Here is an 18,935-nt window from a genome sequence, read left to right as displayed (position 1 = left end):
CGTGCTTTGAGAAAGCCGATCAAGGCAAGGAAACACCCAGGCAACGACAACGCGGCGGCTCGGACGCCAGAGCACCCCGCGGACCCTTCGATCCACGAAGCTGAGGTCCGTCATGTCCGAACTGTTGTCCGTCGCCCTGGTCTGTGCGGGCACCCTGCTGGCGCAGGATTGCTCCCGCGACACCGCCCTCGACATCATCATCGCGCCGGCACACTCACCGATGGAATGCCTGATGCATGCCCAGACCATGGCGGCTCAGGCCGGCTTGCCCGGTGGCGGCGACCGCTACCTCAAGATCGCCTGCGAGCATCGCCGCACCGAAGCCGAGCCCTTCCGGGTCGTCCGCCGCGCCTCGTAGGACGCACTGACATTCACAGAGACGAGATGTTTGGTAAGCTCCGCCGCAGATCGGCGGTCGAGCCAAGTCACACGAAGTTTTGCTGACCTGAAGCGGAGCGGACCTCAAGTCGCGGGCGAAGCCGCTGACCTGCAAGCGCGAGGTTGTGGCCACCTGCGGCAACGGCACCGCGAGTGCTTTCACACCGCGCCTGCTGGGGGCGCCGGGCATCGAGGTCGTGCCGCTGGACGTGGACCCGGACGGCTCGTTCCCGCGCTACAATCGGAACTCCGATGGCATGGTGATGCTCCACGCCATCGCGCACGCGGTGACAGGAGCACGACGTTGATGTCGACCTCGGCTTCGACGCTGCCCGCTGCGGGGTCGTGGATAACGAGGGCGAGGAGCTCTCTGCCGACACGATCGGCGTGATGCTGGCGCGCGACCTCGGCAAGCACGATCCCGGCTCGACCTTCGTGGTCGTCTTGAAATCCGCCGGGCTCTTCCACATCGCCCAGAGCTGCAGGCTCCGGCGATCGAGACCGATCACCAAAAGGCCGGCCCCAGGTCCATCAGGCGGAAGGTGAACGAGCTCGGAGCGCTGGCGGGCATCGAGAAGTCCGGCCACTTCGTCTTCAACGAGCCGATCAGGCGCACCTGCGACGACGGCCTGATTACCGCCATCGCGGTGCTGGAGATGCTCGACCGCAACCCCGGGACGTCGATGGCCGACCTCTACCGGCGACTGCCGGATTCTTCTACCGGGCGTTGCCGAAGTCCTGGGGCTCGCCGACCATGTCCCCACATGGTGCCGACGACGTGACGTACCGGGTCGTGGAGACCGTCACCGCGGTTGCGCGCCATGAGGGACGCGCGCGAGCCGATCGCCGGTTCAAAGACCGTCGATCTCGTCACCGTCAACGGCGTACGCATCACCACCGAGGACAGCACCTGGGGCCTCGTGCGCGCGTCGTCCAACAAGCCGGAGCTGGTCGTGGTGATCGAAAGCCTGGCTTCCGAAGAGCGCCTGCCGCCATGTTCGAGGCCGTGACTGCGGTCCTGCGGGAGAATACCCAAATCGGCGCCTACAACCAGACAATCTGAGCTGGCCGGCACCTGTTTTGATCCACCGCGCGGTGCTACGGCCGTGCGGCGGGTGTCCAGTTTAGAGCTGGTACATCAAAGCCACGGCCTACGCTTTCCTGTTGGCATGCACCCTCTGGGCGGTTGCAGCCTCCGTGCCGCGGGCAGATGCTCTCCGGCCATGCTGATGCAGTCCACATCCCGGCATCCGCCCGAGTTTGCCGTCCCGATCGCCCGCGTGTCGGGCCGGGCGCCCGCGAGTGCCCGCCCGATGATGTACGACGCGTTCGACCTGCAGACCGACCTCGCCGCCCAGACGCGGGCCTGGGGACGGATGCTGAACGACGCCTGGTCGCCCTGGATCCGATGGAGCGAGCCGGCCCGGTGGATGTCGGCCAACGCGCGCATGATGATGCGGACGGGCCTGACCTTCGCGCGGCCCGCCTACGGGATCGATTCGGTCACCGTCGGCAACCGGAGCGTGCCGGTCAGCGAGGAAGCCGTCACGGTCACGCCGTTCGGCACGCTGCTGCACTTCAAGAAGGACATCCACACCGAGCAGCCCAAGGTGCTGCTGGTCGCGCCGCTGTCGGGCCACTTCGCGACGCTGCTGCGCGCCACCGTGCGCGTGATGCTGCCCGATCACGACGTCTACATCACCGACTGGCACAACGCCCGGGACATCCCCCTCTCGGCTGGCCGGTTCGGCTTCGACGAGTATGTCGCGCACCTGATCCAGTTCCTCCAAGTCATGGGCGAGGGATCGCACGTGGTGGCGGTCTGCCAGCCGACTGTGCAGGCGCTGGTCGCCGCCGCCGCGATGGCGCAGGCGAAGGATGCGGCCGCCCCGCGCAGCATGACGCTGATGGCCGGCCCGGTGGATTGCCGGATCAACCCGACCGGGGTGAACGAACTCGCGACCTCGAAACCGATCGCATGGTTCGAGAAGAACCTGATCGCCACGGTCCCGTCGCGTCACAAGGGCGCCGGCCGGAAGGTTTATCCGGGCTTCGTGCAGGTCTCGGCGTTCATGTCGATGAACGCCAAGCGCCACGTGCAGGGCCACAACGACCTGTTCTGGCACATGGCCAACGGTGAGGAGTCCAAGGCTGAGGCGATCGAGACCTTCTACGACGAGTATTTCGCCGTCCTCGACCTCGCGGCCGAGTTCTACCTGGAAACGGTCAAGACTGTGTTCCAGGACTATACGCTCGCCAAGAACGAGCTGACATACCGGGGCGAACCGATCGACTTGGGATCGATCAAGCGCACCGCGCTGATGACCGTCGAAGGCGAGCGGGACGACATCTGCGCCCCGGGTCAGACCATGGCGGCGCACGACCTCTGTACCGGGCTCGCCCCCTACATGCGGGCGCACCACCTTCAAGCCAGCGTCGGCCATTATGGCGTCTTTGCCGGAAAGCGCTGGGAAACGCAGATCTACCCGCAGGTGCGCAACTTCATCCAGGCGCACAATTGAAGATCGGCAGCTGCCGGACGGGCGTCGTCCCGGCAGGCCAAATCTAATCGGAAATCGTTGAAGTTGGCTGATAGGCTGATCTAAGCGCAAGCTTGAAGCAGCCTTTGTTCATTAGCCACGTCCTTCGAGCCTCAGCGGGGCTCGTTCAGAGAAGGACGAGTGGTCATGCGCGACCTGCGCACAGCAAAATACGAGCGGTTCAGGTCCGCTCTACAAGCGCCATTTGATCAGGAGCCGAACCGGACATTTCCGATTTTTACGACAGATCGACATTTCGATTTACGTGATTACGAGAGTGAGAGCGCCAATCATGAAGTTGAAATGTTCGTGAACTTGGTTCGGGCTTGCCCCGACGAGCTATTTCTCGATCTGGGCTGCGGCTACCGCGAACGCACCCTCGAAAATTGCCTCTACCTGGAGGTCTATCCATCCCGTTCTGCCGATTTGATCGTCGAGCCGAACTGTCTTTATCCGATACGATCGGGGACTTTATCCGGAGTCGGATGTTTCGCGGTTCTTGAGCACACGCGCAAGCCGTAACTCGTGATCGAAGAGATCGCGCGGATGCTCAAGCCGGGCAGTCAAGTTTTCATCGATTGGCCGTTTCTGCAGCCAGTCCACGGCTATCCGTCGCATTATTTTAATGCGACCCGCGAAGGATTGATCAGCCTGTTCGAGGACAACGGGTTCAAGACGGACATGGCCTATACTGGCGCCCACCAGACGGCGGCCTACACGATCCAGTGGATCCTCGGGCGTTTCGCCCATCACCTCATCGATCCGCAGCTCCGCCACGAATTCTCGCGCCTGACGGTCAGTGACATGGTCTCGATGGATCAGCAGGATCCCGTGTGGTGGAAATTCCTGAATGCGCTTCCGCCGGACGCCTTCTCAGAGCTGGCATGCGGCAACATGCTGGTGGCGACCAAGGCGACCACGTAGCCCACGCTCTGGGACCATCGCGCCGATTTGACCCGCCGACTGACCCGGCCCACCATGCTAGCGTCTTGGTGTCGGAACCCAGATCCTCTCGGGCACCTCCGATATATCCTCGCGATTGAGGCGGAACGGCCGGCGTGAACGACAGGGACGGCTTCGACAGCACGACCGGCACCGGGACGGGAAAAGAGGCCGCCGCGCGGCTCGACCGGCTCGTCGCCCAGGCCCGGGCGGTATCCCTCTGGGAGCAAGCTTGGCCGGTGCTATGGCGCGGACTCGGCGTCGGATTGCTGTTCCTCGCCCTGTCCTGGGCCGGTCTTTGGCTCGATCTCGACCCGCTCTGGCGGCAGATCGGGCTCGCCATTCTGGCTCTCCTGCTGATCGTCGCGCTGCTGCCGCTGGCGCATCTCGCGCGGCCCGATCGCCGGGTGGCCCTGGCCCGGCTCGACCGGGAGGCGGCCACGCGCGATCCGGCCCTGCGTCATGGACCGGCCTCGGCCGCGCAGGATACGCTGGCAGTCGGCGCCGCGGATCCTGGCAGCCGGACCCTTTGGGCACTGCATCAGCGCAGGGCCGCACAAGCGGTCGCGGCCCTGCGGGTCGGGTTGCCGCGCCCCGGCATGACGCGACGCGATCCCTATGCCCTGCGGGCTGGAATCGTGGTGGCCGCGGTGGCCAGCCTGTTCGTGGCCGGACCCGAATGGCGGGCGCGCGTCGCAGCCGCGTTCGACTGGCACGAGCCGGTGGCTCCAGGGCCGAATTTCCGGGTCGACGGCTGGATCGATCCGCCGCTCTACACCCGGCTGCCGCCGCTCCTGATCGCGATGGACGGCAGCGACCAACACCTGCGGGCACCGATCAACGCGCAATTGATCGTGCGCATCGCCGGTCAGGGAAAGGCCGCAACGAACACCACGCTGACGCCGAATGCCGGGCTCACGCCAATCCCCGGTCAGGAGGAACGGCCGGACCTGCGCGAGGAGCGCTACCGCATCGTCGGTGGGGCTGAACTTGTCATTGTGACGCCCGCCGGTCGCCAGAAGCTGACCGTGGACGCGATCCCGGACCGGCCGCCCGAGGTGACGGCCGTCGGCGGCCCGGAGGTGAACGGCCGCGGCACCTTCAACCTCACCTACCGCGCCAAGGACGATTACGGGATCAGCTCAGCGGAAGGCGTGATCGAACCGCTGAGGGCGGGCCGCTCGCTGGCCCCGGTCCCACGGATCAACCTGGCGTTGCCGGCCGATGCTTCCGGGGAGACTGACACCAAGACCCTGGTCGATCTCACAGATAGCCCATGGTCCGGCGCCCGGGTGCGCTATCAGATCGTCGTCAAGGACGAGGCTGGCCAGGAGGGGCGTACGGCATCCGCCGAGATCACGCTCCCGGCGCGGCAGTTCCGCGATCCTTTGGCGCGGGCGCTTGCCGAGGACCGCCGCCGCCTCGTCACCGCGCCGGATGCGGACCGTCTATGGGTGCAGGGCGCCCTCGACGCGCTCCTGGTCGCCCCCGACATGTTCACGCCGCAGCCGCCGGTCTTCCTCGGCCTTCGGACTGCGACAGAGCGCCTGCGCCGGGCGAAGTCCGATGCGGACCTGATCGAGGTCGCCGATCTCCTGTGGGAGATGGCGTTGAAGATCGAGGACGGCGACCTGTCGGATGCCGAGAAGCAGCTGCGCCAGGCCCAGGACCGGCTGAAGGAGGCGATCGAGCGCAACGCCCCCGACGATGAGATCAAGCGCCTCACGCAGGACCTCAAGCAGGCCCTCGACAAGTTCCTCTCGCAGATGGCGCAGAAGCAGAGCCGCCAGCCGCGCGATCCGGGCGAGAAGAGCCAGAACAACCAGCAATCGAAGACGGTCACGCCCGAGGATCTCGACAAGATGATCCAGGACATGGCCGAGGCGATGAAGCGCGGCGACACCGCCGAGGCGCAACGCCTGATGGAGCAGCTGCGCAACATCCTCGAGAACCTACAGACCGCGGAAAAGGGCGGTCAATCCGATCAGGCCAGCCGCGAGATGCAGAAGCAGATGCGCGACCTCGACGCGATGGCACGCGAGCAGCAGGGCCTGCGCGACGAGACCTTCAAAGATGGCCAGGAGCCGGGCAACGGCCAGCAGCGGCCGTCGAACCGCGGGCAGCAACAGCAGCAGGGCAACCGCGGGCAGCCGCAACAGGGCCAGGGTAAGCAGAGTCCAGGGCAGCAGGGTCAGCAAGGCCAGCAGGGACAGGGAAAACAGGGTCAGAAGCAGGGCCAGGGCGATCAGGGCAATGTCGGCGATCGGCAGCAGGCGTTGCGGCAGCGCCTGGAGGATCTCGAGCAGCGCATGAAGGAGAACGGCATGCGCGGCGAGCAGGGCCTCTCTGATGCGGAGGACGCCATGCGTGAGGCCGAGAACGCTCTCAAGCAGGGCGATGCCGACGAAGCCGTGGATGCACAGGGTCGCGCGCTAGAAGGCCTGAAGAAGGGCGCGGAAGGCATGGCGCAGCAGATGCAGGAAATGGCCGAGGGCCAGGGCGAAGGTCAGCAGGAAGGCGGCCAGCAGCCTGGTCAGCAGGGCCAGGCCGGCGCTCGCGACGACGACCCGCTCGGCCGGCCGACCAAAGGTCGCGACATGAGCGACGGCCGGGTTCGCGTGCCGACCGCCGACGAATCGGCTGTCCAGCGGGCGCGCCGCATCATGGAAGAGCTGCGGCGCAAGCTCGGCGATCCCACTAGGCCGCGGGAGGAGCTCGACTATTTCGAGCGCCTGCTCCGGCGTAATTGACAGCGAAGTCCGGCTTCCCGCGGTTAGCCGGCCTTCGCTGCAGTCTCGTGATCGGCTCGCCGGACCGGCTTCTTGTCGGCCGAGCGAGCCGAATGCCTCTCGTCAAGCGGCGGCGCGCCGGATCCCGGCGCCCGTCGGGTTCGGATTCCTCCCGTCATGTCGTCCAATCTGCTCGTCTTCGTCGCCTGCGCGGCGGTTGCCGTGGTCCTGCTGTTCGGCCTTGCCAACATGATGCGGGGCGGCAGCGCCAATGTCTCTCAGAAGCTGATGCGCTTGCGCGTTCTGCTGCAGTTCGTGGCGATCCTGGTCATCATGGGTGTCGTCTGGTGGCGCTCGGCCTGAACGCCGTCTCCGGATCCGGCAGCCGCCGTCCGGGCCGCCGTCTCACTGTGTCCATGTCGCCGCACCGCGCACCTTTCGCGGGGGTCCAGGATGAATTGGCCGCCGGCGTCCCAAGGCGCCGTGCTACGCTCGGTAGAGACAGACCGCCTTGCCCAACCGGCCGAGCCCCATGATTGCCGCCCTCCGCACCTGCGTCGTCAGCCTCATCATCGGTGCGGCCATCCTGCCAGCCTCCGCGGCTGACGCGCCGCCCTTGCCTGCGGCCTATGCGGCCCCGGCCCAGCCGCTGAGCATCGTCTCGGAGGTGCGCATCGGCGGCGCCGTGCAGGATCCGGGCAGCGCCGAGGGCAAGCTTCCAGGGTTCAGCAAGGCCAACGTCAACGGCGAGATCCTGTTCGCCAAGCCGCAGGTGAGCGCCGACCCGTTCTGGCAGGCCTTCGTGCCGCGTCCGACGGTGGGCGGCAGCTACAACACGGGCGGCCGGACCAGCTACGCGTATCTCGGTGCGACCTGGACCGTCGACATCTTCCCCGAGACCCTGGGTCGACGCGTCTTCCTCGACGGCTTCTTCGGCGGCGTCGCCCATAACGGCTATACTGGGCCGAAGGCGCAGACGCCCTACGGCTTCAACACGCTCGGCTGCTCGCCGATGTTCCGCGAGGCGGCGGCTCTGGGCTATCGCCTGACCGAGCATTGGAGCGTCATGGCGACGGTCGAGCACATGTCGAACGCCGGCCTGTGCGCGAACAACCGCGGCCTGACCAATTTCGGCGGCAAGATCGGCTACACGTTCTGATAACGGCACCAATTGCGCGACCGCCTGAAGGGCTCTAGGCCCTACGAGTCGCGAACTCGCCGGGTTCGCAATCCGTTGTGAGGCGCAGGTCCCTTGGTCAAGCTCAACCGGATCTACACACGCACCGGCGACAAGGGCACCACCGCCCTGGCCGATGGGCAGCGCCGATCCAAAGCAGACCTGAGGGTCGAGACCTACGGCACGGTCGACGAGACCAATGCCTGCATCGGGATGGTCCGTCTGCACACGCAGGGCGCCCTCGACGGGATGCTCGGGGCGATCCAGAACGACCTGTTCGATCTGGGCGCCGACCTTGCGACCCCGCCCAGCCCGGAGCCCCTGCCCTACGAGCCACTGCGAATCGTCGCCAGCCAGGTCGAGCGGCTGGAGCGCGACATCGACGCCCTCAACGCGTCGATCGCACCGCTGAAATCCTTCGTGCTCCCTGGCGGGTCGCCGGCCTCGGCGGCGCTTCATCTCGCCCGCACCGTGTGCCGGCGTGCCGAGCGCCTGGCAGTGAGCCTCGCCGACCGCGACGGCGAGATCGTCTCGCCCGAGGCGGTTCAGTATCTCAATCGCCTTTCGGACTTCCTGTTCGTGGCGAGCCGTACCGCGAACGCGGATGGGGTCGACGACGTGCTCTGGGTGCCGGGCGCCAATCGCTGAGGCGAATCGGAACGGGTCGTCGCGGCCGCGAAGACCAGTCCAGCCAGGCAGGAGCTTTTACCGCCTCGCGTTGACAAGGCCGAAATGTGGCCGTTACGGTCCGCCCGCTTTGCGGACCCGCCGTCCCCGTGCGTCGAACGCTTGAAGGCCTGGCGGGTCCGGCAACAAGAATCCACGGGGAAGGATCGAGACCGCCATGAAGGTGCTGGTGCCCGTCAAGAGGGTGGTGGACTACAACGTCAAGATCCGCGTGAAAGCCGATGGCTCCGGGGTCGAACTCGCCAACGTCAAGATGTCGATGAACCCCTTCGACGAGATCGCCGTCGAAGAGGCGATCCGCTTGAAGGAGAAGGGCACCGTCACCGAGATCGTGGCTGTGTCGATCGGCCCGCAGCAGGCGCAAGAGACCCTGCGCACCGCACTCGCGATGGGCGCCGACCGGGCCATCCTGGTCAAGACCGACGTGAACTGCGAGCCGCTGGCGGTGGCCAAGCTCCTGAAGGCCGTGGTCGAGAAGGAGACGCCGCAGCTCGTGATCCTGGGCAAGCAGGCGATCGACGACGATTCGAACCAGACCGGCCAGATGCTCGGCGCGCTGCTCGGCTGGCCGCAGGGCACCTTCGCGTACAAGATCGAGGCTTCTGAGGGCAGCCTCGACGTGACCCGCGAGGTCGATGGCGGCCTGCAGACCGTGACGCTCAAGCTCCCGGCGATCGTCACCACCGATCTGCGCCTCAACGAGCCGCGCTACGCGTCGCTGCCGAACATCATGAAGGCCAAGAAGAAGCCGCTCGAGGAGCTGAGCCCCGAAGCGCTCGGCGTCGATGTGACCCCGCGGCTCAAGGTGCTCAAGACCGCCGAGCCGCCGGGGCGCTCCGCCGGCGTCAAGGTCGGCTCGGCCGCCGAGCTCGTCCAGAAGCTCAAGGTCGAAGCCGGCGTGATCTGACTCGCTCGCGCCGCTCCCGTCCCGGTCGAGCGGCGCGCCATCACCTCCAAGGGCACCAGACGACCATGACGACACTCCTCTTCGTCGAGCACGGCAACGGCCAGATCAAGGACGGCACCCTGAAGGCGCTGACCGCCGCCAAAGATATCGGTGCGCCGGTCCACGCCCTCGTGCTGGGCGCCGGCTCGAAGGCGGTCGCGGAGGCGGCAGCCAAGCTCGACGGCGTCGAGAAGGTGCTGAACGCCGAGGACGGCATCTACGACCACGACCTCGCCGAGCCGCTCGGCGCGCTGATCGCATCGATTGCGGGACCCTACGAGATCATCATCGCGTCGGCTTCGACGACGGGCAAGAACGTGCTGCCGCGGGTGGCCGCCCTTCTCGATGTCGCGCAGGTCTCGGACATCATCAAGGTGATCTCGCCCGATACGTTCGAGCGCCCGATCTACGCTGGCAACGCTATCCAGACCGTCCAGATCCCCGCCGGCAAGACTGTGATCACGGTGCGCACCGCGGCGTTCAAGGCGGCGGAACAGGGCGGCGCGGCCGCCACCGTCGAAGCCGTTTCCGCAGCGGCACCCGAGTCCGGTGGCTCCACCTTCAAGGGCGAGGAGATCGCCAAGTCCGACCGGCCGGAACTGGCCTCGGCCCGGATCATCGTGTCGGGCGGCCGCTCGCTCGGATCGTCCGAGAAATTCCACGCGTTGATCGAGCCCCTGGCCGATGCCCTGGGCGCCGCTGTCGGCGCCTCGCGCGCGGCGGTCGATGCCGGCTACGCGCCGAACGACTGGCAGGTCGGCCAGACCGGCAAGGTCGTGGCGCCGGATCTCTACGTCGCTGTCGGCATCTCAGGGGCGATCCAGCACCTTGCCGGCATGAAGGATTCGAAGGTCATCGTCGCGATCAACAAGGACGAGGATGCGCCGATCTTCCAAGTGGCGGATTACGGATTGGTCGGCGACCTATTCCAGGTTGTACCGGACTTCCAGGCGGAGATCGGCAAGGCAAAGGGGCAGTAACGGTCGCGCTCGCCCGGCGAGGTTCACCGGGCGAGCATTGTCGCAACGCGCCTGTCGACGGGTTCCTTCTGCGAACGAGAATGGTCTAGAAGTCAGGGACGGCCCGTATTCGCACGGGCCGCGGCGTTGGCGCGGTCCACCCCCTCGGGCAGGCGCGCAGCAACGTCCGTACGGGGGCACAGGTCGACAGATGGACATGGAGATCAAGCGGGTCGGCATCATCGGCGCGGGCCAGATGGGCAGCGGCATCGCGCAGGTCTGCGCTACCGCCGGTCTCGACGTCTTGCTGAACGACCGCGACCCGAACCGTCTCGAGAACGGCCTGACGTCGATCGACGCGGGTCTGTCGCGGCTCGTGTCCAAGGGCACGATCGAAGAGTTTGAAAGCCGGGAGATCCGGTCGCGCATCAAGCCGGCGCCCGGCTTCGCCGACCTCGGCCCTGCCGACCTCGTGATCGAGGCCGCCACGGAGAACGAGGCGACCAAGCGAGAGATCTTCTCGACCCTCTGCGCGTCCCTGCGCCCGGATGCGATCGTGGCGACCAACACGTCGTCGATCTCGATCACCCGGCTGGCCGCGGCGACCGACCGCCCGGAGCGGTTCATCGGCATCCACTTCATGAACCCGGTGCCGGTGATGCAGCTCGTCGAGCTGATCCGCGGCATCGCCACGGAGGATTCCACCTACGAGTCGGCCAAGGCGTTCATCGCCAAGCTCGGCAAGATCTCGACGATGTCGGAGGATTTCCCGGCCTTCATCGTCAACCGCATCCTGCTGCCGATGATCAACGAGGCGATCTACACGCTCTACGAAGGCGTTGGGTCGGTCGAGTCGATCGACACCGCCATGAAGCTCGGCGCGAACCACCCGATGGGGCCGCTGCAACTGGCCGACTTCATCGGGCTGGATACCTGCCTGTCCGTGATGCAGGTGCTCTATGAAGGTCTGGCCGACTCCAAGTATCGGCCCTGCCCGCTTCTGGTGAAGTATGTCGAGGCCGGTTGGCTGGGTCGCAAGGCCAAGCGCGGTTTCTACGACTATCGTGGGCCGACCCCGATCCCGACGCGCTGAACGTCGGGTCGCAGCGAACGTCACACGGGACGGCGCCCGGCGCCGCCCCGAATCACAAACCTTACTTCGCCGTGCCGCCGTTTGCGTTCGGCTGGGCCGGCTGCGGGTAGGATGGGTTGCCGCCCGGGACCGCGGTGCTGTTCGACGGGGTGGCGCTGCCGGACTGACCGTTGACCGAGCCGGTCACCTCACGCCGGGACGCATCCTGGCTCTGGCTGGCATAATCCTTCGGGGAGTTGGCGCCGTTCCAGGTCAGCAGGCCGACCGTCGCGATCGCCAGAAGAACGAGGCTGCCGACCAGGACCCACAGGACGGGCTTGCCGCGCTGGCCCTGCCGGCTTTCCTGCTGGTTCAGTTTCTCCACCATTTTCACACCCTCCCCACCCGGACGCGACGCGCGCGACACGATTTCGTTACCGGCCGCCAACGCGGCGCCGTCGAGGCGGGTTCCTGTCGGGCGCGCCGGTTAGCGACCGGTGGTGAGCAGGATCTTGCCGAGATGCGCGCTCGATTCCATCAGCACGTGGGCCTTCTGGGCCTGTTCCAGCGGGAAGGAGGCGTGCGTGACCGAACGGATCCGCCCCGCCTCGAGCTCCGGCCAGACATCCTTGCGCAGGCCCTCGGCGATCGCTGCCTTGTCGGCCTTCGGGCGCGGCCGCAGGGTCGAGCCCGTGAAGGTCAGCCGGTTGCGCATGATCGGGGTGATGTTCAGGCCGTCCACCTTGTAGCCGCCCATGAGGGCGATCATCACCAGGCGGCCATCAGGGGCCAGTGACTTGATGTTGCGAGCGAGGTAGCTCGCGCCGATCATGTCGAGGATGACGTCGACGCCGCGCCCATCGGTAAGGCGCTTGATCTCCTCGGCGAAGTCGGCCTGCTTGTAGTCGATGGCGGCATCGGCTCCGAGATCCTCGCAGAAGCGGCATTTCTCGGCCGAGCCCGCGGTGGCAAACACCCGGGCGCCGAGATGCTTGGCCATCTGGATCGCCGTGGCGCCGATGCCGCTCGATCCGCCATGCACCAGGAAGCTCTCGCCCTTGGCGAGTCGGCCGCGTTGGACCACGTTCGAATAGACCGTGAAGAAGGTCTCCGGCAGCCCGGCCGCGTCGACGAGCGAGAGAGCCTTGGGGCGGGGCAGGCAATGGGCGGCCTCGGCGACCGCGAACTCCGCGTAGCCGCCGCTGATCACGAGGGCGCAGACCTCGTCGCCGACGGCTCGACCATCGACCCCCTCCCCTAGAGCCACGACACGGCCGGCGACTTCGAGGCCTGGAATCTCGGTGGCGCCGGGCGGCGGCGGATACAGGCCGGCCCGCTGCATGACGTCCGGGCGATTCACGCCGGCGGCCACCACCTCGATCAGGACCTGGCCCGGCCCGGGGCTCGGCAGCGGCGCAGTCTCCACGGCGAGCACCTCCGGCCCGCCCGGTCCCGTGAAATGGATCCGGCGCATGGTCTCGGGCAGGGCGGTGCTGGCCATCGAAGCATCCTCAACGCGTACGTATTCCCGGCCGCGCCCCGGGAGACGCGGTCGGGCTGTACTTGCGGCAACGGGCGCGCTTGGCAAGCCGTCCCTTGCGGGGCCGACAGACTATCGCGCCGCCGCCTTCACGGCCGGGGGCAGAACGATCTTGCCCTGCGCGAGGCTCGTCGGCCAGATCGCGACCTGCTTGCCGTCCTGCCACTGCGCCATCAGCCCGGTGACGAAGCCCGGCCCGTACTTGATCGAGTGCGTAAAGGGGTCGTCCTTGCCGTAGAACTGCGTCCGGCCCACCGTGCCGACCCAGTCGGTCTTCTCCAGGGCCTCGACCAGCTTGTCGGCCTCGGTGGAGCCGGCCCGCTTCACCGCGTCGGCGGTGTAATAGACCTGATCGTAGGCCATGTAGCCGGCATAGGACGGATCGCTGCCGAAGCGCTTCTTGAAGGCCTCGCTAAAGGCCAGCGACTTGTCGGTGATCGCGGCGCCCGGCACCGCGATGCTCTGGAAGATCACGCCCTGGGTCGCCCCGTTGGTGTTGGCCCAGAAGGTCGAGGAGGTCGCCTGCGAATTCATGCCGGTCATGGCCAACGGCACCTGCTGGTTGCGCCACTGCACGGTCGGCTGCACGCCGACATGCGAGATGCCGGTGACGATCAGGTCCGGCTTGCCGGCCTCGATCTTGTTGTAGATCGGCGTGAAATCGCCGGTATCCGGCGAGAACCGGATGTGATCGACCACCTTCACGCCGATCTCGGGCAGGCATTTCTCGTAGCCCGCGTCGAGCGGACGGGTCCAGGCCGCGTCCTCGCTCATGATCGCGGCGGTCTTCACCTTCATCAGGTCGAGGAGCATGTCCTTAGTCGAATCGCAGATCGACTGGGCGAGAGCCGCCGAGGTGAGATAACCGTGGAAGGTGTACTTGTTGCGGGCGTAATCCTTGTGGACCGCTAGGCTGATCTCGTTGGAGGCGGCGCCCGGGGTGATCATCGGGGTCTTGAGCCGGGCCGCCCAGGGCATCAACGCCAGCACGACTTCGGAGATGTAGCTGGCGATAACGACGTGGGCCTTGTCCTCGGAGACCGCCCGCTGGAACGCCCGGACGGCGTCGGAGGCCGAACTCTTGTCGTCGTAGGAGACCACCTGGATCTGGCGCCCGTCGATGCCGCCCTTCGCGTTGATCTCGTCGGCGGCGAGCTGGACGGCCTGGGGGATCGAGGCCCCGACCACCGATTGCGCCTCCGCGATCACCCCGATCTTGATCGGGTCCGCCGCCCGGGCCTCACCCGCGGCCAACAACCCGGCTGCCGCCAGCAGGGTCACCGCCCGGCTCGTCACGCTGCGATCCATCGCCATGCTGATTCCTCCTCCGGGCCGTGCGGCTTTTGGCGCCGCATCGGGGATCGGACGATTTTTGTAGCATTCGGCGTGATGAATACAATGTGCATCCGACCAATGTGCGAAACACCGGCGGACTGATCGATAGAATTGGCTCAGCCGGGGGGCTGTTCGGTCAGCGGGTGCCGTACATCCGGTCCCCTGCATCGCCCAGGCCCGGCACGATGTAGCCATGGTCGTTCAGATGGCTGTCGATCGCAGCCGTCCAGATCGGGACGTCGGGATGCGCGGCCTGGAACTTCGCCAGACCCTCCGGGGCGGCCAACAGGCAGACGAAGCGTAGGTCCGAAGCTCCGCGGGCCTTCAACCGGTCGAGCGCCGCGATGGCGGAATTCGCGGTGGCGAGCATCGGGTCGAGCACCAGCACGGTTCGGTCGGCGAGATCGGATGGGGCCTTGAAGTAATACTCGACCGCCTCGAGCGTCTCGGGATCGCGGTACAGCCCGACATGGGCGACCCGGGCCGAGGGCACCAGCGACAGCATCCCGTCGAGGAAACCGACACCCGCCCGCAGGATGGGCGCGAAAACCAATTTCTTGCCCTGGATCTGGCGGCCCTCCATCGGCTGGATCGGCGTCTCGATCGTGACGGGTTCCAGCGGCAGGTCCCGCGTCACCTCGTAGGCGAGCAGCATGCCGATCTCGTTCAGCAGCTGGCGAAACCCCTTCGTCGAGCGGTTCTTGTCCCGCAGATAGGTGAGCTTGTGCTGCACCAGGGGGTGATCGACCACCGTGACCCGACTCGCCGGCATCGCACATCCCTCCACCCCAGAGGGGCAGGAATGCAGGAGCGGACGCCCGGGCGCAACGTGACACGCCGCGAATACACCTATTCAGGCCCGATCGAGGCCGCGCGTTGACTGGAACCCCGAATGACGTTGGCGTAGCGCAGCGGTCGGGTGACGACGCGTCTGCGCGCCTGACCCTTAAAAAAACCGACCTCATTTTGATAAAGACCCAAACTCATTTTGACGTGATGCTCTTTTGAATCGATCAAACATACGTATTCGAAGCATATGTCCTCAGATTTGAAATCTAAGTAAACATATTAAATAGCGAATATGCCCAATTCTGCGTCAATCAAATCCTTGATCGTCTGAAACAGAAATTGACGCCAAACATTACTCGCCGACTTTTCAAAGACACACCCCATCTGCTAGCTGACGCTATCATCCGGGTATCGGTTCAAAGCCATGCGCCTCACCGTTTCACTCAAGACCACGCTTGCAGCCATATTTGGATTGTTCGCCCTGCTCGCGGCAGGTCAGGGAAGTCTATCGATCATCGAGCTTGCCGACATTCGGCATGCGATGACGGAGGTCGCGAGCAACTGGCTTCCGTCGGTATCGCGAATCAACGCAGTCGAGGTCGCGGCCTCGGAGGTGCGGATCAAGCAGTTCCGCCTGATCACCCTCTCCAAGGATCCCGACAGCCTCAGGATCGGCGAGGCGCAGCTCGCGACGACGCTCACGCGGCTTGCCGAGCGGCGCAATACCTACGAGCGCCTGATCTCCACCCCCGAGGAGCGGGGGCTTTACGATGCATTCGTCGCCCTGTGGAGCCGCTACGAGCAGGTCGACGGCGCGATGCGACGGCTGATCGCCTCCGGCAAGCAGGCCGAGGCGCTCGCGCAGCTCGGCGGGGTCGACACGGTGAGGCTCTACGACGAGACGCGCGCCGCGCTCTCGCGCCTGGTCGCCCTGAACGAGCGGAACGCAACCCAGGAGGTCGACGAGGCGGTGGATCGGGCCAAGACAGCGTCCGCGGCGGCCTGGGGCAACGTCATCCTGTCGGTGATCGCGGCGCTCGTGGCGGCGGCTTTTTCCCTGTTCCGGATTTCGCGCGCCATCCAGCGGATGACCGAAATCATGTCGCGGCTTGCGGGCGGCGATACCGGCGTGACGGTGCCAGCCCGGGACCGGCACGACGAGATCGGCGCCATGGCGGCGGCCGTGGAGGTGTTCAAGGACAACATGATCCGCACTCGCGCGCTCGAGGTCGAGGCTGAGCAGGCGCGCGCCGCCGCCGAGGAGCAGCGCAAGGCCGGCATGCGCGAGATAGCCGACAGCTTCGAGAAGGCGGTCGGTGGCATCATCGGTCGGGTCTCGTCCTCTGCGACGGAACTGCAGACCACTGCGAGCGCGCTGTCGGCCATGGCTGGGCAGACCTCGGCGCAGTCCGGTGCGGTGGCGTCTGCGGCGGAGGAGGCCGCCAGCAACGTCAACACCGTGGCGGCGGCCGCCGAGGAGCTTGGCTCGTCGGTCCAGGAGATCGGCCGGCAGATGGACGGGTCCGCCAAGCTGGCCCAGAGCGCCGTGGACGAGGCCGGGCAGACGAGCGCGCTGGTACACGAGCTGAGCGCTGCCGTCGCCCGGATCGGCGACGTGGTCGGACTGATCTCGTCGATCGCCGGCCAGACCAACCTGCTGGCGCTCAACGCCACCATCGAGGCGGCCCGCGCCGGAGATGCGGGACGGGGCTTCGCTGTGGTGGCGAGCGAGGTGAAGGCGCTGGCCGAGCAGACCGCCAAGGCGACCGAGGAGATCGCCGGCCAGATCGCCCGCGTCCAGGGATCGACAGGACAGGCTGTGACCGCGATCGGATCGATCACCGGTCGGATCCAGGACATCAGCACCGTGGCCACCTCGATCGCCGCAGCAGTCGAGGAACAAGGCGCGGCGACGCAGGAGATCGTCCGCAACGTCGGGCAGGCCGCGATCGGCACCGGCGAGGTCACCAGCAACATCGCGGGCGTCGCGGAGGCAGCAGAGGCGACCGGACAGTCGGCGGCGCAGGTGCTTGGCGCGGCCTCAGAGCTGTCGCGGCAATCCGAGCGCCTCACGGTGGAGGTGTCCCGCTTCCTCAATACGGTGCGGGCGGCCTAAGAATCCATATGAACGGGGCCCGGCTATCCCGCCGGGCCCCGCCTCTGCCATGTCTTCAGGCGGTGTAGGAGCGGTCCTGGCCGCCCTCGCCGCGGCGCTTGGCCATGAAGGCGTCGAACTGCTCGCGATCCTTGGCCCGCTTCAGCTCCTCGACGAAGTCGGTGAAGGCGCGGCTCTCGTCTTCCAGAGCCTTCCGCTGCGCTTCGAGCCGATCGAGCTCGGCCCGGCGGTAAGCGTCGAACGCCGCATTGCCGGTGCCGCCGCGGTTGGCGGCCTCGAAGGCCCGGGCGAAGCGCGAGGCCGAGCGCCCGCTGCCCTCAAAGCCGGCGACACCCCGGCGTGCGGCGTCGCGCAGTTCCGAGAAGGCCGGGTAGCCGGCGATCTTCCAGGCAACGAGGGCGAGGCCGACCGGCCACCAATAGATGAACCCGACGACGATCGCGCCGATTTCGAGAGACCGGCGGGGGAATGGGCCGGAGCGGCAGAGCTTGCCGGTCGCCCAGGGGGAAGAGGATTGCGTGGTCACGGCTTGGCTCCGCTGCTCATGTGAACGGAGTTAACATGCGGGTGCCGGGGCACGCTTTCAAGACCGGGCGCGTTCACCCGGCTGCGCAACACCATGGACCAGCGCCAGCACGCCGGCGCGCAGAAGCTCGTACTTGTCCGGAAAGCCCGGCCCCCGCGGCAGATGCCCGGCAGCCGACAGGGTCGCGATGCCGTGTGCCAGCGCCCAGACCTCGAGGGCGATGAACCGGGGCGCGACGCCCCCGAACCCATCCGCGAAGGTCGCCTGCAGCGCCTCGACCAGCAGGTCGAACGGGGACGGGCGTCCAGGCGCACCCGCCTCCGTGTCGGACGGCTCGGCGACGGTGCCGCGGGTCTCGAAGATCGCCGCGTAATAAGCCGGCTCCTCTTCGGCGAAGGCGAGGTAGGCTTCGCCCATCCGGGTGAAGCGCTCGAGGGGCGTACCCCGGGAGGTCAGCGCCCGTGCCAGGCGGGCCGCGAGTTCCGCGAAGCCGCGCCCGGCCAGCTCTTCGAGCAGCGCATCGCGGCCGCGGAAGTGCCGATAGAGGGCGGCCGGCGTCACCCCGACCAGGCGAGCGGCATCGACCAACGCGAATCCGCCGATCCCGCGCTCGGCGATGAACCGGCGCGCGGCCTCGATCAGGGCCTCCTTGAGGTTCCCGTGGTGATAGCTTCGCCGGTCACCCGGTCCGTCTCGCCAGGGTCGCAAGTTTTCATGTCCTCTGCGCGCGCGCAGGCATTACGGTCGAGCACGACGTTTGTTTCGGTCACGAACGGGGGTCGACTGCTTGACCCGTCCTAAAAGGCGCAACACGATCGGATCGACATCGGTCGAATCGCGTCGCACCCTCTAAACGACGGGCATAGCACCGCCGCCTTCGCCACAGGGAAAACCATTCGGCATGGCTTTCGTGAGTCTGAAAGCGTGGCGCACGCGCTCGGCGGAGCGTGCCGGGATCGCGGCGCGTCTGAAGCAGGAGCTGATCGTTGCGCTCGGCCTGAGCGAGGCCGACGCGCTTGCGGTGAACGAGATCGCCTGCGCAGATCCCGGCTGCCCGGACATGGAGACCATCGTGCTTGTGATGCGGGCCGGTGCCCCCACGCGGGCATTGCGGATCCGGCGGCCGATGGACGCCGTGGACGTGCAGGACATCGCGGATCTGATCGAACAGGACCGGCTCGGCGACGCCTCTCGATGAT

The 18,935-nt window shown here is 66.8% G+C and carries 19 protein-coding genes and 1 pseudogene; 14 read left to right on the top strand and 6 right to left on the bottom strand.

The window, feature by feature from the left end:
• The first annotated feature begins 112 nt into the window (after nucleotides 1-112).
• From AC0IY0_RS13150 to AC0IY0_RS13095, 12 genes and pseudogenes are all read left to right on the top strand, one after another.
• Nucleotides 113-358 carry a hypothetical protein gene (locus AC0IY0_RS13150; RefSeq protein ID WP_147906850.1) on the top strand — a complete coding sequence of 82 codons (246 nt, stop codon included), beginning with the start codon at nucleotides 113-115 and terminating at the stop codon, nucleotides 356-358.
• 100 nt (nucleotides 359-458) lie between these two features.
• Nucleotides 459-1,441: pseudogene (locus tag AC0IY0_RS13145) on the top strand (phosphohexomutase domain-containing protein); the annotation flags it as partial.
• A 250-nt stretch (nucleotides 1,442-1,691) separates the two neighbouring features.
• Complete coding sequence (locus AC0IY0_RS13140; protein ID WP_471764103.1) at nucleotides 1,692-2,900, top strand: polyhydroxyalkanoate depolymerase; 1,209 nt, start codon at nucleotides 1,692-1,694, stop codon at nucleotides 2,898-2,900.
• Between the two features lie 165 nt (nucleotides 2,901-3,065).
• Nucleotides 3,066-3,440 (top strand): hypothetical protein, encoded by a 375-nt coding sequence (locus AC0IY0_RS13135; RefSeq protein WP_471764018.1) that lies wholly within the window; start codon nucleotides 3,066-3,068, stop codon nucleotides 3,438-3,440.
• A gap of 3 nt (nucleotides 3,441-3,443) precedes the next feature.
• Entirely contained in the window at nucleotides 3,444-3,842 is a 399-nt protein-coding gene (locus AC0IY0_RS13130; protein WP_471764016.1) for a hypothetical protein, read from the top strand.
• Between the two features lie 134 nt (nucleotides 3,843-3,976).
• Nucleotides 3,977-6,610 (top strand): TIGR02302 family protein, encoded by a 2,634-nt coding sequence (locus AC0IY0_RS13125; protein WP_471764015.1) that lies wholly within the window; start codon nucleotides 3,977-3,979, stop codon nucleotides 6,608-6,610.
• A gap of 156 nt (nucleotides 6,611-6,766) precedes the next feature.
• The gene (locus AC0IY0_RS13120; RefSeq protein ID WP_147906847.1) at nucleotides 6,767-6,952 is read left to right on the top strand and encodes a twin transmembrane helix small protein; all 186 of its coding nucleotides are present in this window, start codon (nucleotides 6,767-6,769) and stop codon (nucleotides 6,950-6,952) included.
• 169 nt (nucleotides 6,953-7,121) lie between these two features.
• Entirely contained in the window at nucleotides 7,122-7,748 is a 627-nt protein-coding gene (locus tag AC0IY0_RS13115; RefSeq protein WP_147906846.1) for an acyloxyacyl hydrolase, read from the top strand.
• 93 nt (nucleotides 7,749-7,841) lie between these two features.
• Nucleotides 7,842-8,414, top strand: coding sequence for a cob(I)yrinic acid a,c-diamide adenosyltransferase (locus tag AC0IY0_RS13110; RefSeq protein ID WP_147937564.1), 573 nt, complete (start codon nucleotides 7,842-7,844; stop codon nucleotides 8,412-8,414).
• Between the two features lie 196 nt (nucleotides 8,415-8,610).
• A complete protein-coding gene (locus tag AC0IY0_RS13105) occupies nucleotides 8,611-9,360 on the top strand; it encodes an electron transfer flavoprotein subunit beta/FixA family protein (protein ID WP_147937565.1) in 750 nt (249 codons plus the stop codon).
• Nucleotides 9,361-9,425: 65 nt separating this feature from the next.
• A complete protein-coding gene (locus AC0IY0_RS13100) occupies nucleotides 9,426-10,379 on the top strand; it encodes an electron transfer flavoprotein subunit alpha/FixB family protein (RefSeq protein WP_471764014.1) in 954 nt (317 codons plus the stop codon).
• Nucleotides 10,380-10,569: 190 nt separating this feature from the next.
• Nucleotides 10,570-11,451 carry a 3-hydroxybutyryl-CoA dehydrogenase gene (locus tag AC0IY0_RS13095; RefSeq protein WP_419830588.1) on the top strand — a complete coding sequence of 294 codons (882 nt, stop codon included), beginning with the start codon at nucleotides 10,570-10,572 and terminating at the stop codon, nucleotides 11,449-11,451.
• A gap of 61 nt (nucleotides 11,452-11,512) precedes the next feature.
• Here AC0IY0_RS13095 and AC0IY0_RS13090 read toward each other — a convergent pair whose 3' ends face one another.
• The 4 genes from AC0IY0_RS13090 to upp all read right to left on the bottom strand — a co-directional run bounded on the left by AC0IY0_RS13090 (nucleotide 11,513) and on the right by upp (nucleotide 15,077).
• Entirely contained in the window at nucleotides 11,513-11,818 is a 306-nt protein-coding gene (locus tag AC0IY0_RS13090; protein WP_147906841.1) for a hypothetical protein, read from the bottom strand.
• 99 nt (nucleotides 11,819-11,917) lie between these two features.
• Nucleotides 11,918-12,931: an NAD(P)H-quinone oxidoreductase gene (locus tag AC0IY0_RS13085; RefSeq protein ID WP_471764012.1), complete on the bottom strand. Its 1,014-nt coding sequence runs from the start codon at nucleotides 12,929-12,931 to the stop codon at nucleotides 11,918-11,920.
• Nucleotides 12,932-13,042: 111 nt separating this feature from the next.
• Nucleotides 13,043-14,284, bottom strand: coding sequence for an ABC transporter substrate-binding protein (locus AC0IY0_RS13080; protein WP_147937568.1), 1,242 nt, complete (start codon nucleotides 14,282-14,284; stop codon nucleotides 13,043-13,045).
• Nucleotides 14,285-14,441: 157 nt separating this feature from the next.
• On the bottom strand, nucleotides 14,442-15,077 hold the full coding sequence (gene upp, locus AC0IY0_RS13075) for a uracil phosphoribosyltransferase (protein ID WP_147853118.1): 636 nt from the start codon (nucleotides 15,075-15,077) through the stop codon (nucleotides 14,442-14,444).
• Nucleotides 15,078-15,518: 441 nt separating this feature from the next.
• Between upp and AC0IY0_RS13070 the strand changes: the two genes are divergently transcribed.
• Entirely contained in the window at nucleotides 15,519-17,210 is a 1,692-nt protein-coding gene (locus tag AC0IY0_RS13070; protein ID WP_471764010.1) for a methyl-accepting chemotaxis protein, read from the top strand.
• Between the two features lie 55 nt (nucleotides 17,211-17,265).
• Here the strand turns inward: AC0IY0_RS13070 and AC0IY0_RS13065 are convergent, their stop codons facing one another.
• Both AC0IY0_RS13065 and AC0IY0_RS13060 read right to left on the bottom strand, forming a co-directional pair.
• A complete protein-coding gene (locus AC0IY0_RS13065; protein WP_147937571.1) occupies nucleotides 17,266-17,736 on the bottom strand; it encodes a DUF2852 domain-containing protein in 471 nt (156 codons plus the stop codon).
• Between the two features lie 57 nt (nucleotides 17,737-17,793).
• Nucleotides 17,794-18,444, bottom strand: a complete 651-nt coding sequence (locus AC0IY0_RS13060; RefSeq protein ID WP_147906836.1) for a TetR/AcrR family transcriptional regulator — start codon at nucleotides 18,442-18,444, stop codon at nucleotides 17,794-17,796.
• Nucleotides 18,445-18,637: 193 nt separating this feature from the next.
• Between AC0IY0_RS13060 and AC0IY0_RS13055 the strand changes: the two genes are divergently transcribed.
• The gene (locus tag AC0IY0_RS13055; protein ID WP_471764009.1) at nucleotides 18,638-18,934 is read left to right on the top strand and encodes a hypothetical protein; all 297 of its coding nucleotides are present in this window, start codon (nucleotides 18,638-18,640) and stop codon (nucleotides 18,932-18,934) included.
• The last annotated feature ends 1 nt before the right edge of the window (nucleotide 18,935 follow it).

This window comes from Methylobacterium sp. AC315, from assembly GCF_979253755.1.
The sequence above is the reverse complement of the archived record's forward strand: the minus strand, read 5'-3'. Positions and strand labels throughout refer to the sequence as shown.